Below are 15263 nucleotides of genomic sequence, written 5' to 3' on the forward strand. Positions count from 1 at the left end.
GACCTTTAATCAGGGAGTATTCGGTGTGACGGTGTTCGTTGCGCCTGATGCTGGAAAGGGCGCCGTCGCGGGCGCTTGCGCGCTGGACGCGAAGCCGCCGCCGCCAAGCGCCGCGTAGAGCGATACGCGGCTCGACAGCAGCGCGCGGCGCGTTTCTACCAGTTGCTGCTGCACGACCAGCAGATCGCGCTGTGCATCGAGGACTTCGAGGAAAGGCGAAGCGCCGTGGTCGTAGCGCAATTGCGCGAGGCGCGCGCGTTCGGCCTGGGCGGCTTCGGTTGCGCGCAGCGTGTCGACCTGTTCGGCGAGCCATTGACGCGCGGCCAGCGCGTCGGCGACGTCGCGGAAGGCCGCTTGCACCGAGCGCTCGTACGAGGTCACGGCCTGATCGCGCTGTGCCTTGGCGACTTCCAGATTCGATTCGCGGCGGCCCATATCGAAGATCGGCAGCGAAATGCCCGGGCCGAAACTCCACGCGCGGCTCGGGCCGGTGAAGAGATCGGAAAGCTGCGTGCTGGCGGCGCCCAACGATCCGGTGAGCGTGATCTTCGGGAAGAATTCCGCGCGCGCTGCGCCAATGTTGGCGTTGGCCGCGCGCAGCTGATATTCGGCGGCGACGATATCGGGGCGATTGGTGAGCAGATCGGAAGGCAGACCCGCAGGCAGGTCGCTCATGACAGAGGCGTCGTCCAGACGCAGATCGGCGTGCGGCAGATCGACAGGTTTGCCAACCAGCAATTGCAGCGCATTCACACGCGTGGCGCGTTCCTGCTGAAGCTGTGCGCCCAGCGCAACGGCCTGACGCCACAGGGTTTCGACCTGCTTGAGATCGAGCTTTGAAATCGCGCCCACTTCATAGCGGCGCTTGAAAATGCGGTAAGACTTTTCCCGGCTCGCGATGGTGGCTTGAGCGAGCATGATGCGTTCGTCGAGTTCGCGCAGGCTCAGATAGCTGTTGGCGACTTGCTCGACCAGCGTGAGCGTGACCGCCTGGCGCGCGGCGTCGCTGGCCAGATAGTTTTGCAGCGCGGCTTCCTTGAGATTGGCCACGCGGCCCCAGAAGTCCAGTTCCCAACTGGCGAGGCCAATACCTACCTGATACTGGTTGGCCGTCATGGGACGGCCCACGCCGGAGAAATCGGCGGGCACGCGGGCGCGCGAGAGGTCGGCCTCTACGCCCAATGTGGGGAATTGATCCGCGCGACGGATACCGTACATCGCGCGTGCTTCTTCGACGCGCTGGATCGCCAGTTGCAGGTCGCGGTTGTATTCGAGCGCTTCGGCGATCAGGCCTTGGAGCGTGGGATCGGTGAAATAGTCTTTCCAGCCGATGGCGGTGGCGCTCAGTGCATTTTCGCCCGCCTGACTGGCGGCAGCATCGGGGAAGGTTTGCGGTACGGGCAGCGGCGGCTGCTCGTAACTGGGCGCAAGTGAAACGCAGCCCGTGAGCATTGCAATCAGCGAAACGTAGAGGACGGCCCGCACGGGCGCGGTGGGGCCATTCGCACCATGTTGGACGATGGGGTTAATCATCGATAAGTACTCCTGCGCTACGAGCAAATGCGAGCCGTGAGTGCGAGCATGCGAAATCCGCACCGCGAAGGTGCAGTCAGCGTCGGCCGCGACCGGCTTCACGATAGGTGTGACGCGCGACCGCGCGACAAGTGCCAGGGGTGCGACGCGGTGCCGCCAGGAAGGACGGCGATGCAGGTCTGCTGATGGGGATCGTGGCGCGCCAGAGGGGGCGTGTGCGGGAGTCTGCGGCGAGGTGTCGCGTACAGGCGTTTAGAAGAAACGCTCGACGCGATCGTGCGCTTCGCGAGGAGGCGGTGTGATCGTTGCGTGGTCATCATCTCGTTGCGCGTGTGGCGAACGAATGCAGGCCGCGGGATGCGGTTCGCATCGCCCGAGAGCTACGCACGATGTGAGCGCAACTCCTTTCTGCATTAATCGTGACACAAGCGCAAAAGCGGTGACGGCCAGGTGCGCGCGATTGAATTTAAGGGCTTGATTTGGCCTTCAAAATACGCGCGCGAAGATTGCAAACATAGGCGATAGCAGCGCTTCGTATGCCGAAGCGCTGCGCGATTCAATGCAATGCGACATCACGTTGGCCAGACGAAGGCTTCGTGTTCGTGCGTCGTCTTGCCGACATCGACGCTACGCTTGACGGTCTTGCCGTCGTGGCTCGCGCTCACTACGTAATGGCCGCGAGGCAGCGTGACGAGCATGAATGGGCCATGCGTCTGCGTGGAGAGCAGCGTCTGGCCGTGTGCGTCGGAGATGGTCACGGGTACATCGGCGAGATATTCGTTGCCGCCCGCCGACTGGCGAGCGAATTCTAGCGAGAGAGGATAGTGCGCCGTAGCGGCTTTGAACGCCGCCGACTGATCGCTGCCGATGCCACCCGAGACGTAGGCAATATCGCCCGCATGCTGCACGGGCGGCAGGCCGTTCGCGACGTTATTCATGGTCGCGGCGAACGCGCATTGGGCGCCGAGTGCAAGCGTGAGCGTGGCAGCCAGCGAAAGCGCAGCGGTCTTGTATTGAACTGAGCGTGCATTCATTTTTCACCTCCATCGATTCGTCGATCAGACCCGGTCTGCTGCACCGGACGAACCTAGCGTAGGTTTCAAGCCTTAAATGCCGCTTAAAAGTGCTGTGAAGAAATATTTCAAGCCGTTGCCCGCACGAGCGGGCAACGGCCTTTCAATGTCAATACAAAGGCACTTTATTGCTTACTGCGGAATCATCCCCGTGAGCACATAAGCCTGAATCAACGTGATGACGCCGACGATGGCCGCGAAAAAGAGGCTATGGCGCAGCGTGAAGCGGAACAGCGACGCTTCCTTGCCGACCAGTCCCGTCGCTGCGCAGGCAACTGCGATCGATTGCGGCGAGATCATCTTGCCACTCACGCCGCCCGAGGTGTTGGCCGCTACGAGTAGCGTGTCCGACACACCGATCTGATGCGCCGTCGTGTGTTGAAGCGAGCAGAACAACGCATTCGATGAGGTATCCGAACCAGTCAGGAATACGCCGAGCCAGCCGAGCAAGGGCGAGAACAGCGGAAACGCGGTGCCGGTGCCGGCGAGCGCCAGCGCGAGCGTCGAAGACATGCCCGAGTAGTTCGCGACGAAGGCAAACGCCAGCACCAGGCCGATCGACAGCACCGGGCGGCGCAGTTCATTGAGGGTTTCGAAGAACGCGGCCACGGCGGCGCGCGGCTTCATTTTGAGGATCAGCACGGAGACGATGGCGGTCAGCATGATCGCGGTGCCAACGGCCGAAAGCCAGTCGATCTTGAACACGGCATCGTAGGGTTTGGCGCTGGCAACGATGGGGGCGGTGCGCACCACCAGTTGATCGAGACCGGGCACGTGGAAACTCAGCACGGTGCCCGCGAGCGGTCCTTTCGCAGCGAACAGCGCCTTGAACGGTTTCACGCTCCAGACCGTGACGATAGCGGTCAGCAGGATGAACGGCGACCACGCGCGCACGGTTTGCGCGACGCTGAACGGCGAGGCCTGACGGCCCGCGGGTGCTGCATTCGAGCCGCCTCCGAAGCCGCCGAGCGCTGCTGCGCCGCCGCTCACGCGCACGTTGGCGGTAGCGTTCTGCGTGGCGCGACGCGGCGACCACACCTTGAGGAACGCAGCGAGCGCGACGAGGCTCACGAGCGCCGAGGTAATGTCCGGCAGTTCCGGCCCGATGTGATTCGAGGTGAAATACTGTGTGACCGCGAAGCTGCCGCCCGCGACGAGCGCAGCGGGCCACGTTTCCTTGAGGCCGCGTTTGCCATCCATGATGAAGACGAGCCAGAACGGCACGAACAACGACAGCAGCGGCAACTGACGGCCCGCCATCGCGCCGATCAGGAACGGATCGATGCCCGTTACCTGGCCCGCAACGATGATCGGAATGCCCATTGCGCCGAAAGCCACGGGCGCGGTATTGGCGATCAGACACAGGCCCGCTGCGTAGAGCGGCTCGAAGCCGAGGCCGACCAGCAGCGCCGAGGTAATCGCCACTGGCGCGCCGAAGCCTGCCGCACCCTCAAGAAACGCGCCGAACGAGAAGCCGATCAACAGCAGTTGCAGACGCTGATCGTCGGTGATCGACAGGACCGAGGCGCGAATGACCTCGAATTGCCCGGTTTTCACGACGATCTTGTAGAGGAACACGGCTGTGACGATGATCCACGCGATCGGCCAGAGACCGTAGGCAAAGCCAAATCCTGCCGAAACGAGCGCCTGGCGCACCGGCATGCCGTATTCGAACACGGCCACGCCCAGCGCGAGCACGAGCGTGATGGCGGCTGCCACGTGGCCTTTGAGGCGCAGCCCTGCGAGGGCGACGAAGAAGAACAGAATGGGTACAGCCGCGACGAGCGCGGATAGCCAGAGACTGCCAAGCGGGGTATAGGTTTGAAGCCAAGGTTGCACTACGGTCTCCTCCGATGATGCGGGTCTAGATGGTGAAGTCTTCAGGTACGCCTTGGAATATAGTTCGCATACCTGAAGATTGGCCTTGCTATTGCGGCTGGTCGCGTTCGCGCAGCAGATCGTGCAGGCTGCGCGGCGCGGGCTTGAGCGGCGTGCGATGCTGGGTCCAGCCCATCTGCTGCGAGGGCGCAAGTGCGCGCAGGCGCGTCGCAGCCCAGCGCAAAGCGCGATACGCGCGCGGGTGCGCGAATGCGCCGCTCCAGAAGCGCCAGATGAACTGCTCGCTGCGGCTGTGGTTCGCGCCCTGGCCGCGCAGCGGATGCGCCACGTCTTCGTCCGGATCGCGATTCGCTTCGGTGCGCAGACGCACCAGCAATTGCGGAATCGGAATGCGCACCGGGCAGACCTCGCCGCATGCGCCGCACAGGCTCGATGCGGTGGGCAGATCGGCGGTCGCATCCAGACCCAGCAGATGCGGCGAAATGATCTTGCCGATCGGTCCTGGGTAAGTCGTGCCGTAGGCATGGCCACCGATGCGTGTGTACACCGGGCAGTGATTCATGCACGCGCCGCAGCGGATACATTGCAGCGTGGCGCGTAGTTGCTCGTCGGCGTAGGCCTGGCTGCGGCCATTGTCGAGCAGCACGAGATGCACTTCGCGCGGACCGTCTTTTTCGCCTGCGCGGCGCGGGCTGCTGATGAGGTTGAAATACGTCGTGATCGGCTGACCGGTGGCCGAACGCGTGAGCAGGCTCGACAGCGGCACGATATGTTCGAGCTTCGCCACCACTTTTTCCATGCCCATGATCGCGATATGCACATCGGGCACCGTGGTCGAGAGGCGGCCATTGCCTTCGTTTTCCACCAGCCAGAGCGTGCCCGTATCGGCGGCGGCGAAATTCACGCCCGAAAGACCAATCTGCGCATCGACGAAGGCGCGGCGCAGCGCGCGGCGGCCCGTCTGGATCAGCGCATCGACGTCTTCTGTATAAGGCGTATCCGGGATGTGCGCCTCGAACAGATGGGCGATATCGCCCTTCGTTTTATGAATCGCGGGCATCACGATATGCGAGGGCTTTTCGCCTGCGAGCTGCACGATGTACTCGCCCATATCCGATTCGATGCAATCGATGCCGCGCTCGCCGAGGTAATGATTCAGCTCGATTTCCTCGCTCGCCATCGACTTGCCCTTGATGACGCGCGTGGCCGCGTGGCGCTGGGCGATGCCGCGGACAATGCGATTGGCGTCGTCGGCGGTTTCGGCCCAATGGACGTGCACGCCGTTGGCGCGCAGTCGGGTTTCGAGTTGTTCGAGCAGATCGGGCAGACGCGTCAGCGCGTGCTGGCGCACCGCTTCGCCCAGGTCGCGCAGCGCTTCGAGTTCGTCGGCTTCGGGGAATTGCGCGGCGCGTTTGCCTTGCAGGAAGTCCATCGCGCCGCGAAAGCTCTGGCGCAACTGCGGATCGTCGAGCGCCGTGCGGGCGCGCTGGCGAAATTCGGCGGTGGGCACGAAATGCAGCGTATTTTCATCGCTTGGTCGTCCGGCTTGGGCGGCGTGGGCGGTCGTGCTCATTGCGCGGCTCCGTTCGAATTGGCCTGCAGGGTGGTTTGCGCTTGATCGTCGGTCAAGACAACGACCCAGAGCGCGCGTGGACCATGCGCGCCGTACGCGGTGGTCTGCTGGATGTCGGAAGTCTTCGAGGGCCCGGAGATCATCACGAGGTTGGTCGGCATGCCGTCGCGCCAGCGCTCGGCCGCAACGGCGGAGTGCAGATCCGCATGCAGGGTGTTGGCGTGCACGAGCGCGATGTGCAGCGGCGGCACGAGCGAGACGGTGCGCGGCGCGTTGGCGTCGGGGACGACCACCAGCGTGCCGGTGGCCGCGAGCCCGGAGCGCGCGACTGTAAAGCCCGCGTCGATGGTGTCAAACAGTTCGGACTTCCAGGTTTCGATCGGCTTTTCATAAGTGCATGTTTCGATGACCGGAGCGTGGGTCCGAAGCGCATCGGCCAGCGAGATGCCTTCGCTGCACGACGTATCGAGCAGCAGGCGCTCTACGCCCGTTGCCGCGAGCCGTTGCGCGAGGGCTGCAGCCCATGTCTGCGTGCTTGCGCAGACCACATCGGCGTGTGCGGCTTCGAGCATGCGCTGGAACTGCGCGACGCGCGCTGTTTGGGTCGCGAGCATCGCTGCATCGTGAGCGCGGCGCTGCGCGTAGTGCGCGTCGATGCGTTGATCGAGCACGCCAACATCTGCCGCAACGGCAGGCGCATTTGCGCGCAGACGGCCCAGCATGCGTGCGCGCGCACCCAGGGTATCGAGTTGATCCACGCTCATGCGGCCTCCCCTCCGGTGCGACGCCACAGGAACGAGGCGAGATGTTCGACCGCGAGCGGCGCACCCTTGCGTTCCGCGGCGTGGCCGATGTTGAGCAGGCAGCCGCAGTCGGCGGAGACGAGGCGGTTGCAGCCCGTCGCACACGCCGAGGCGATCTTGTCGGCGACCATCGCGCCGGAGATGTCGGGGTGCTTGAGCGAGAACGTGCCGCCGAAGCCACAGCATTCGGATTCCCGTTCGTGCTCGATGCGCGTCACGCCGGGTAGCGCATCGACGGCTTCGACGCCGTGCACGCGCGTGCCCATTTCGCGGCGCGCGCCGCAGGAGGTGTGCAGCACCACGCGTTCTTCGGGCTGCTGGCGCGCGGCGTCGCCGTAAGCGCCGTCTACGCCCAGATCGATGCCGAGCACGCGCACGAGGAATTCGGTCAACTCGTAGACGCGATCCGCGATCGATGAAGCGCGCGCGGCGTCAGCGGCGTCGCCTTCATCGTCGTTGTTGAAGAGAGCCGGCCAGTGGTGCCGCATCATGCCCGCGCACGAGCCGGACGGCACAATTACGGGCCAGGGCTGCTCGAACAGGCCGAGTTGGGCGCGCGCGACTTCGCGCGCCTGGCGTGGGTTGCCGCTGCTGTAGGCGGGCTGCCCGCAGCAGCTCTGGCCGCGCGGGAAGTGGACCGTGAGGCCTTCGCGTTCGAGCAGTTTGACAGCGTCCAGCCCCGCCTGGGGCACGAACAGGTCCACGAGGCAGGTCGCGAACAGGTAGACGTCGGTGGGGCGCGGGCCGGTGGGGTATGTCCGTGGCTTCATGTCTCGCGGGTATCGATGGGTGCGGATCGGCGTGGATCGGCGCATCTTGCAGGCGTCTCGTGGGCATGCGGGCGGCATCGTCATAACGACAATTGACGACGATGCTGGCGCGCACGCGGCGACGGCGGGTTTGTGGCGCATAATTCCCGCTTCAGGCGGCGGCGACAAACTGGTTGGACCAGTGCGCTTTCGCTCATCAGTTGAAGGTTCGGGGACGGGCAATGAGGGACAGGGCTGGCGCGCGTGGGCGCGTCGAAACAGTGATGCGCCGTATGGAAACCGCGCTGCTCGACGGCTCCTGGCGCGCGGGCGAGAAACTGCCGTCCGAGCGCACACTCGCACAGGATTACGGCGTCGCGCGCAATACGGTGCGCGAGGCGATCCAGCGCCTCGCCGCGCGCGGGCTGGTGGCGAGCCGCGCAGGCGCGGGCGTGTTCGTCACGGATCAGCTGCGCACGGGCTTTGCTTCGCCTTGGGGGCAACTGGTCGCTGATCATCCGGCCTTGCGCGACGATATCCTCGAATTCCGTCGCGTGCTGGAAGGGGCGACTGCCTATTTCGCCGCTCTGCGCGCAAGCGACGACGACCTCGTGCGCATCCGCGAGTTGATGGACGAACTGGAGCGCACGCGCGACAGCGACGACAAAGGCGCGGAAGCCGACGCCGATGCGAAGCTCCACGAAGTCATCGCGCAGGCCTCGCACAACGCCATGTTTCTGCATCTGCACACAAGCGTGCTGGGCGTGCTGCGCGAGCACATCACGATCAACGGTACGGGGTTGCGCGAGCAGAACGAGGATGCGTCCGGCCTGTTGCTGTTGCAGCACCGCACGCTTTGCGACGCGATCCTCGCGCGCCGTCCCGAGGAAGCCCGTACGGCGATGCAGACACATATCGACTTTGTCCGCGCGCGAGTGGGCGAGGAGAGCGGATTGCTCGAAACCGGTCCTACCAGTGAGCGTGCAGTCTGGCCGGGCAGCCCGAAGGCCATCGCCGCGTCGAAGCCCGCCCAAAAACGCCGCGCGCGCCGCACCAGCAACGATTGACCATGCGGCGAAAGTCGGCCAGGCGGCGTGTAGCGGCCAAAGGCTGCTAAAGTCGGCGCAGTACCGGCAAACACCCACAACAAGGAGGCAAGGCCATGAACCCGCCCACCGCGCGTATCGAATCCCTGAGCGCCGTGACGCTCACCGTGAGCGACATTGCGCGTTCGGTACGCTTCTACGAAACGCTGGGCTTTGCGCACAAACCCGGTCCGTCGATTGCCGGTTTCGCGTCGTTCGTGCTGGGCGAGCTGGGGCCGGCCTGCTATCTGAATCTGCTCGAAGGCGAGCACGGCAAGGTCGAGGGCTGGGGCCGCGCGATCTTCTACGTTTCGGATGTCGATGTCTTTTATGCGCAGATCCGCGCTGCGGGCATCACGCCCGAGTTCGCGCCGCAGGATGCGCCATGGGCCGAGCGCTATTTCCACGTGCTCGATCCCGATGGCCATGAATTGAGCTTTGCGAAGCCGCTGGGCTGAGCCTGTCGGCATTCATGCATTTGAAATATGTGTGACACCCGTAGCGCCGATAGTGGCGCGTGGCCGTGTCCGTCCGCGTGTGAAGCGCGAGCGTCGCGGGTTGTCATTGATCGAAAGAGGAGAGTCGCCATGAACGAAATGGATCGCGCGGAGTATTCCGCGCAGGCGGAGCAGGAAGCCGAACGCGAGCGCCGTCGCCGTCTCAACGAAGAACTCATCGACGCCTACGACGAAGAGCTCGAAATGGAAGTCGACGACCGCCTTCAGGAAGGCGGTCTGGAGCTTAGCGACGAAGCGCGCGCGCTGCGCAAGGTGTATTTCCGCGAGCTGATCCGCCTGCAGGGCGAACTGGTGAAGATGCAGGACTGGATCGTCAGCACGGGTCATCGCCTCGTGGTGATTTTTGAAGGCCGCGATGCGGCGGGCAAGGGCGGCGTCATCAAGCGCATCACGCAGCGCCTGAACCCGCGCATGTGCCGCGTGGCCGCGCTGCCCGCGCCGAACAACCGCGAACGCACGCAGTGGTATTTCCAGCGCTACGTCCAGCATCTGCCGGCGGGCGGCGAAATGGTGCTGTTCGACCGTAGCTGGTACAACCGCGCGGGCGTCGAACGCGTGATGAACTTCTGCTCCGACGACGAGTACGAGGAGTTTTTCCGCTCGGTGCCCGAGTTTGAAAAGATGCTGGTGCGCAGCGGCATCCAGATCGTCAAGTACTGGTTCTCGATCACCGACGACGAGCAGGAAGTGCGCTTCCAGAGCCGCATCGACGATCCGCTCAAGCAGTGGAAGCTTTCGCCGATGGACCTCGAAAGCCGTCGCCGCTGGGAAGCCTACACGCACGTCAAGGAAGCGATGCTGGCGCGCTCGCATATTCCGGAAGCGCCGTGGTGGGTCGTGCAGGGCGTGGATAAAAAGCGGGCGCGCCTGAACTGCATCAGCCATCTGCTGAGCCAGGTGCCGTACCACGAGATCGAGCATCCGCAGGTGACGCTGCCCGCGCGCGTGCATCATCCGGACTATATTCGCCAGCCGGTGCCGCCGGAGATGTTCGTGCCCGATCTGTACTGATCGACACGTTGATGCAATAAGAAAAGCCGCGCTTCCATTCAGGAAGCGCGGCTTTTTTACGTGCCGGGGAATCAGATCATCAGAACAGGTGGCGGAACAGCCAGTAGAGCGCGCCCGCGAGCACGATCGACACCGGCAGCGTGAGCACCCACGCCAGGATGAGGCTGCGCACCGTGTTCCATTGCAGACCCGAACCGTTGGCGGCCATCGTGCCCGCCACGCCCGAGGACAGCACGTGCGTGGTCGACACCGGCAGGCCGTAGACGTCGGCGGCGCCGATCGTTGCCATCGCCACGAGTTCGGCGCTCGCGCCCTGGCCGTAGGTCAGGTGCGTTTTGCCGATGCGCTCGCCCACCGTCACGACGATGCGCTTCCAGCCCACCATCGTGCCCAGACCCAGCGCGATGGCCACCGCCACCTTCACCCACGTCGGGATGAACTTGGTGGCGTGATCGGTCTGCGCCTTGAAGTTGTCGATGGCCTTGGCGTCGGCGGGCGAGAAGGCGGGTTGCTTGGCCTTGTCCATCAGGCGGATCGCTTCGGAGGCCAGATACATGTTGTTGCGCACGTTATCGACCACCGATTGCGGCACCTGCGAGATCGAACCGTAGCCGCCGACCTGCTCGCCCAGCTGGTTCGACAGCGCGGCGAGCGCCGGCACCGTCGCCGGCGTGGCCGAGCGCGAGCCCACGAAGCGCTCGACTTCGGCGCGCGCATCGGCGGGCGCGGCCACGCCGTTTGCGTACTTGGTGAGCGTGTTGGCGGCCTCATGCGCGACGGCGATGAAGGTCTGTGTTTCGGCGGGCGTCACGGCCTTGTTGAGCGCGTAGGCAGTGGGCACCGTGCCGATCAGGATCAGCATGATGAGGCCCATACCCTTCTGGCCGTCGTTCGAACCGTGCGCGAACGACACGCCGGTGCAGGTCAGGATCAGCAGCGCGCGGATCCAGAACGGCGGCGGCTCGTTGCCCTTCGGCTCGCTATAGAGCGCGGGCACCTTCACCAGCGCCTTGAGCACGAGCAGCAGGAGCGCGGCCAGCAGGAAGCCGACGATCGGCGAGAACAGCAGCGACTTGCCGACGCCCAGCGCCTGGCTCCAGTCCACGCCGCTCGTACCGTTCGCGCCGTGCATCAGCTGGTTCATCAGGCCCACGCCGATGATCGAGCCGATCAGCGTGTGCGAGCTCGATGAAGGCAGGCCGAAATACCACGTGCCCAGATTCCAGATGATGGCGGCGATCAGCAGGGCGAACACCATCGCGAAACCCGCGCTGCTGCCCACCTGCAGGATCAGCTCGACGGGCAACAACTGCAGGATGCCGAAGGCCACGGCCCCGGTCGAGGTCAGCACGCCGAGGAAGTTCCAGGCGCCCGACCAGATCACGGCGAGGTTGGGCGAGAGCGAGTGCGTGTAGATGACGGTCGCAACGGCATTCGCGGTATCGTGGAAGCCGTTGACGAATTCGAAGCCCAGTGCGATCAGCAGGGCGATGCCGAGCAACAGCCACGGCAACGCGGAGCTTTCGCGCACGGGAGAAAGGTCGTCGGCGAGATGCATGCCTACATAGACGGCACCGGCAGCGATGACGAGCAGGAAAACGAGCAGGCTCGCGTTACGGCCGCGCGTGGGCGCGGCGCCCGGCTGCGGTGACAGGGAAAGATCCGGCATGACGAGCAGGCTCCTGTGTGTAGCGGGTAGTGAGAAAACAGGGGGATTTGTTCAGTCGAAACCGCTTTGAAAGCGGCGGTGAAAGCAACGCTTCCGATCATGCGGAGCATGCGTGACGGATTGATGACATCGAGGAGCAAGCCATGCCGAAGGACGGCCGCAGGCGGTAAAAAATGGCCGCTGCAGGCGGGTTTTTGTCGGAGGATTGCGGACTTGGCGGATCGTATTCAGGAGTCTGTGCAAGGGCCGTCCGCGCATGGGCTGGCGAGGCGCGTTTTCGCTCCCGGCCGGCGCCTGCGGGTGCGACGCTGGATCTTCGCGCGCGGCAAGGATCTGACCGGGCTGATCGGCGGTCATCCGTTTTTTGCGGGGTGGGCGGGCACGCTCGTCGCCACGCTGATGGCGGCGCTCACCTACGCGGCGCTTTATGAAGGGCGTGCCGAGGAGCTGCGCCACGCGGTCGAGAATTCGTCGAATATCGTGCGCATCGTCACAAGCGATATCGCGCGCAACGTCGAGCTCTACGATCTGTCGCTGCGCGCGGTCGTGTCGGGCGCGCAGCAGCCGCAGACCTGGGCGCTGCCCGACGCGCTGCGTCAGCGCATGCTGTTCGATCGCGCCACGGCGGCGTCGTTTCTCGGCGGCGCTTATGTGCTGGATGCGCAGGGGCGCGTGAAGGCTTCGCAAAGCGGCAACCTCGCGCCCGGCGTTTCCTTTGCCGACCGCGATTACTTCGTTGCGCAGCAGCGCGATCCGCATGCCGGTCTGTTTATTTCGAAGCCCTATCTATCGCGCCTGCGCAAGGGCGTGCTGTCGATCGCGCTGTCGCGCCGTATCGACGCGCCCGATGGGTCCTTCGCGGGTGTTGCATTGCTCGGCGTGCGGCTCGAATACTTCCAGCAGCTCGTGGAACGCATCGACGTGGGGCAGCGCGGCGGCGTTTTCATCATCATGCAGGACGGTACGCTGCTCGCGAGCAAGCCGATGATGCCGCTTGGCATCGGTGCGAATTATGCTAGCTGGCACAACTACCGCATCATCTCGCAGCACGACGCGGGTACCTTCACCGCGCATTCGGAAGCGGATGGCGTGGAGCGCGTCTACACCTATGCGCATGTGGGCACGATGCCGGTCATCGTGGGCGTGGCGCCGGCCGTCGACGATATTCTCGCCAGCTGGCGGCGGCGTTCGTGGCTCGCGCTGGCCATGACGACGGTGTTCGGCGGCGCATGGGTGGCGGTGTCGTGGATTCTCGCGTTCGCGCTGCGCGACAAGGTGCTCGCGCAAGCCGCGTTGCAACGGCTCGCGCTCACCGATCCGCTGACGGGCCTCGCGAATCGCCGGGCGCTGGATGAGCGACTGATCGTCGAATGGCGGCGTGCGGTGCGCTCGCAACAGCCGCTCGCGGTGCTGTTCTTCGATATCGATCACTTCAAGATCTTCAACGACACCTACGGCCACGCAGCGGGCGACGAAGTGCTCGCGCTGGTGGCCGAGCGGATTTCCTCGGGCACACGGCGAGCTTCGGACATGACGGCGCGCTACGGCGGCGAGGAGTTCGCGGTCGTGCTGCCCGGCACGCCGCTGGCGGGCGCGCAGAAGATCGCCGAAAAAATCCGGCGACGGGTGGAGTCGGCCAATCTTTCGCATAGCGGTTCGCGCTACGGCCGCGTCACGGTGAGCGTGGGCTGTGCGGGCTGCGCGCCGCCGGTGGCAGGCAGCGGCGGTGGCAGCGGCGCACAATTGCTGGCCGCCGCCGACGTGCTTCTCTACGAAGCGAAGTCGGCGGGGCGCAACCAGGTGCATGCAAAAGAGTGGACCGGCGAGACGGGCTCTGCGTCCGCGACGGACGCGCCGTCTCCGTCCTGACTGGCGCGGTCTGAACCGCGCGTGAACTTCGCGCCTTTAGCGCGCCGATTTCGACAGGCGGTGTCCCAGTCCCAGGTTGGATACGATCTGCCAGGTGTAGACGCGCGAATAGTGCACGCCAAATTGCCTGCCGATCAGCTCACGCACGCGGCTATTGGTCCAGGCGTCGCTGGGGAAGCCGTGTTCGCGGGCGGAACCGTGCAGCGCGCCTGCAATCCAGCCTAGCGCAGCCTGATCGAGCACGGAAGGTCGGCCGCCCACGCTCATCTGCTGTAGCGCAGTGAGCCCGCCGTCTTCGACGATGGTTTTGTATCGGCGCACCGTCTGGGCGGAGAGGTGCAGGGAATCGGCCACGGCGTTCACCGTTGCGCCATCCACCAACATCTGGCCGGCAGCCATTCGGCGCGCGACGCTGGGCAAGTTCTCGGTTCTGGTAAGCATGTGATCACTCGTCAACGAAAGATTCCGGTCATGCGGCTTACGGAAGCGCCGCTCCAGTCAACCCTCTCAGTGCATGCGGGTCTAGTCGCTTGCTACGGTCCTGCAAAGCTGTTGCGTCATGCGGGGCCATCGCGGACGGCGAAACGAGGCGCCCATAGTGGGCGCTTGCGGATTGGCCTGGAGTGATTCGGCGACACAGGGTCCAGGTTCACCCGCAGCGGATATTAATAATTGTTTTTGTATGGATTGTGTATAGCTGGCGGAAAAATAGTCTGCTTGACTTAGCGTTTTTCCTGGACTATCGGAAAAAATGATCGTGTCCGATTCGCTCAACAATGCGTGCCGCCATCGCACATTTGCGCCACGATCGACCCAATCGGCGGGTTTTCACAACGTTTGCAATCCTTTTTATCGCCCCGATTGCATGACGAATGCCACTTAACGGCATCGAATCGGAAAATTTGTGCAGAATGCCTTTTCCGAATCGGTATGAATGGAATTAAGCGGCTCTTTTCGATTCGGATAAACGGGTTTGCCGGATTCGCTTAATAACGTATTTCGCAATACGGACTTATGCGAACTGGTTATCGCTAAACCGCCGGAACGCCCGGGACTGTGTGTCTTGATCTACACGCGACCTTGCAGCGAACCGCTTGACGGCTATTGGGGATGAACAAGGAACTCGAAGACAAGGTTGAACGTTTGCTGCGGCGCGCGGCGGGCCGGCGCGGCCTGGTGCCGTATGGCACGTTCCACGCGCTGTTCGCGCAGGATGTGCCGCTGCGTGAGCGCTACGAGAAGCTGGAAAACGCGGCAGCCGCATTGTGTGCGCCGCAGGTGGCCGATTACGCTTCGTTGCTCGCGACCGATTCGGGCCTGCCAGGCCCCGACTTCTACACGCGTTTCAGACGGCTGCATTCGGAGCGTTATTACGCCACGCTCGGGGCTGACCGTCATCGCATGCTCAAGCTCACGGAGAAGCGTCAACTGGCGAGCGAAGAACGCGAGCGGGTCTACGATCACTATCGCAGCGCCGTGCTTGCGCCGGCGCTGCACGAAGCCTGAACACACAGGTTCGAGTGCCGGAAACCGGCATCGAA

13 protein-coding genes are annotated in these 15263 nt (G+C 64.2%); 5 read left to right on the forward strand and 8 right to left on the reverse strand.

Going from position 1 to position 15263, the window contains the following annotated elements; translation table 11 throughout:
- Positions 1-9 precede the first annotated feature (9 nt).
- From F3J17_RS31215 to F3J17_RS31240, 6 genes are all read right to left on the reverse strand, one after another.
- The gene (locus F3J17_RS31215; RefSeq protein ID WP_240161231.1) at positions 10-1452 is read right to left on the reverse strand and encodes an efflux transporter outer membrane subunit; all 1443 of its coding nucleotides are present in this window, start codon (positions 1450-1452) and stop codon (positions 10-12) included.
- A gap of 653 nt (positions 1453-2105) precedes the next feature.
- Positions 2106-2567 (reverse strand): carboxypeptidase regulatory-like domain-containing protein, encoded by a 462-nt coding sequence (locus F3J17_RS31220; protein ID WP_167068731.1) that lies wholly within the window; start codon positions 2565-2567, stop codon positions 2106-2108.
- A 171-nt stretch (positions 2568-2738) separates the two neighbouring features.
- On the reverse strand, positions 2739-4445 hold the full coding sequence (locus F3J17_RS31225) for a lactate permease LctP family transporter (protein ID WP_167068734.1): 1707 nt from the start codon (positions 4443-4445) through the stop codon (positions 2739-2741).
- A gap of 88 nt (positions 4446-4533) precedes the next feature.
- Positions 4534-6018, reverse strand: coding sequence for a LutB/LldF family L-lactate oxidation iron-sulfur protein (locus F3J17_RS31230; RefSeq protein WP_167068737.1), 1485 nt, complete (start codon positions 6016-6018; stop codon positions 4534-4536).
- Positions 6015-6782, reverse strand: coding sequence for an LUD domain-containing protein (locus tag F3J17_RS31235; RefSeq protein WP_205195049.1), 768 nt, complete (start codon positions 6780-6782; stop codon positions 6015-6017). The genes F3J17_RS31230 and F3J17_RS31235 overlap by 4 nt, the downstream gene beginning before the upstream one ends.
- On the reverse strand, positions 6779-7591 hold the full coding sequence (locus F3J17_RS31240) for a (Fe-S)-binding protein (protein WP_167068740.1): 813 nt from the start codon (positions 7589-7591) through the stop codon (positions 6779-6781). Before F3J17_RS31240 ends, F3J17_RS31235 begins: the two co-directional genes overlap by 4 nt.
- Before the next feature lie 263 nt (positions 7592-7854).
- Here F3J17_RS31240 and F3J17_RS31245 point away from each other — a divergent pair, with 263 nt between their 5' ends.
- From F3J17_RS31245 to ppk2, 3 genes are all read left to right on the forward strand, one after another.
- Complete coding sequence (locus F3J17_RS31245; protein ID WP_167068846.1) at positions 7855-8637, forward strand: FCD domain-containing protein; 783 nt, start codon at positions 7855-7857, stop codon at positions 8635-8637.
- Positions 8638-8732: 95 nt separating this feature from the next.
- The gene (locus tag F3J17_RS31250; protein WP_167068743.1) at positions 8733-9113 is read left to right on the forward strand and encodes a VOC family protein; all 381 of its coding nucleotides are present in this window, start codon (positions 8733-8735) and stop codon (positions 9111-9113) included.
- 129 nt (positions 9114-9242) lie between these two features.
- Entirely contained in the window at positions 9243-10184 is a 942-nt protein-coding gene (gene ppk2 / locus F3J17_RS31255; protein WP_167068746.1) for a polyphosphate kinase 2, read from the forward strand.
- A 79-nt stretch (positions 10185-10263) separates the two neighbouring features.
- Here the strand turns inward: ppk2 and F3J17_RS31260 are convergent, their stop codons facing one another.
- Entirely contained in the window at positions 10264-11853 is a 1590-nt protein-coding gene (locus F3J17_RS31260) for an inorganic phosphate transporter (protein ID WP_167068749.1), read from the reverse strand.
- A gap of 300 nt (positions 11854-12153) precedes the next feature.
- Between F3J17_RS31260 and F3J17_RS31265 the strand changes: the two genes are divergently transcribed.
- A complete protein-coding gene (locus tag F3J17_RS31265; protein WP_345891275.1) occupies positions 12154-13722 on the forward strand; it encodes a sensor domain-containing diguanylate cyclase in 1569 nt (522 codons plus the stop codon).
- A 36-nt stretch (positions 13723-13758) separates the two neighbouring features.
- Here F3J17_RS31265 and F3J17_RS31270 read toward each other — a convergent pair whose 3' ends face one another.
- The gene (locus tag F3J17_RS31270) at positions 13759-14163 is read right to left on the reverse strand and encodes a helix-turn-helix domain-containing protein (RefSeq protein ID WP_027816963.1); all 405 of its coding nucleotides are present in this window, start codon (positions 14161-14163) and stop codon (positions 13759-13761) included.
- Positions 14164-14832: 669 nt separating this feature from the next.
- On the opposite strand from F3J17_RS31270, the gene F3J17_RS31275 reads away from it, so the two are divergent.
- Entirely contained in the window at positions 14833-15228 is a 396-nt protein-coding gene (locus F3J17_RS31275; protein ID WP_167068752.1) for a hypothetical protein, read from the forward strand.
- Positions 15229-15263: the final 35 nt, after the last annotated feature.

Source organism: Burkholderia sp. Ax-1719, from assembly GCF_011753055.1.
GTDB lineage: Bacteria > Pseudomonadota > Gammaproteobacteria > Burkholderiales > Burkholderiaceae > Paraburkholderia.

What these genes read in the sequence shown, in the direction of transcription:
- F3J17_RS31215 (WP_240161231.1), bottom strand. Translation starts at nt 1,452, where the DNA reads ATGCTCACGGGCTGCGTTTCACTTGCGCCCAGTTACGAGCAGCCGCCG.
- F3J17_RS31220 (WP_167068731.1), bottom strand. Translation starts at nt 2,567, where the DNA reads ATGAATGCACGCTCAGTTCAATACAAGACCGCTGCGCTTTCGCTGGCT.
- F3J17_RS31230 (WP_167068737.1), bottom strand. Translation starts at nt 6,018, where the DNA reads ATGAGCACGACCGCCCACGCCGCCCAAGCCGGACGACCAAGCGATGAA.
- F3J17_RS31235 (WP_205195049.1), bottom strand. Translation starts at nt 6,782, where the DNA reads ATGAGCGTGGATCAACTCGATACCCTGGGTGCGCGCGCACGCATGCTG.
- F3J17_RS31240 (WP_167068740.1), bottom strand. Translation starts at nt 7,591, where the DNA reads ATGAAGCCACGGACATACCCCACCGGCCCGCGCCCCACCGACGTCTAC.
- F3J17_RS31245 (WP_167068846.1), top strand. Translation starts at nt 7,855, where the DNA reads ATGCGCCGTATGGAAACCGCGCTGCTCGACGGCTCCTGGCGCGCGGGC.
- F3J17_RS31250 (WP_167068743.1), top strand. Translation starts at nt 8,733, where the DNA reads ATGAACCCGCCCACCGCGCGTATCGAATCCCTGAGCGCCGTGACGCTC.
- ppk2 (WP_167068746.1), top strand. Translation starts at nt 9,243, where the DNA reads ATGAACGAAATGGATCGCGCGGAGTATTCCGCGCAGGCGGAGCAGGAA.
- F3J17_RS31260 (WP_167068749.1), bottom strand. Translation starts at nt 11,853, where the DNA reads ATGCCGGATCTTTCCCTGTCACCGCAGCCGGGCGCCGCGCCCACGCGC.
- F3J17_RS31270 (WP_027816963.1), bottom strand. Translation starts at nt 14,163, where the DNA reads ATGCTTACCAGAACCGAGAACTTGCCCAGCGTCGCGCGCCGAATGGCT.
- F3J17_RS31275 (WP_167068752.1), top strand. Translation starts at nt 14,833, where the DNA reads ATGAACAAGGAACTCGAAGACAAGGTTGAACGTTTGCTGCGGCGCGCG.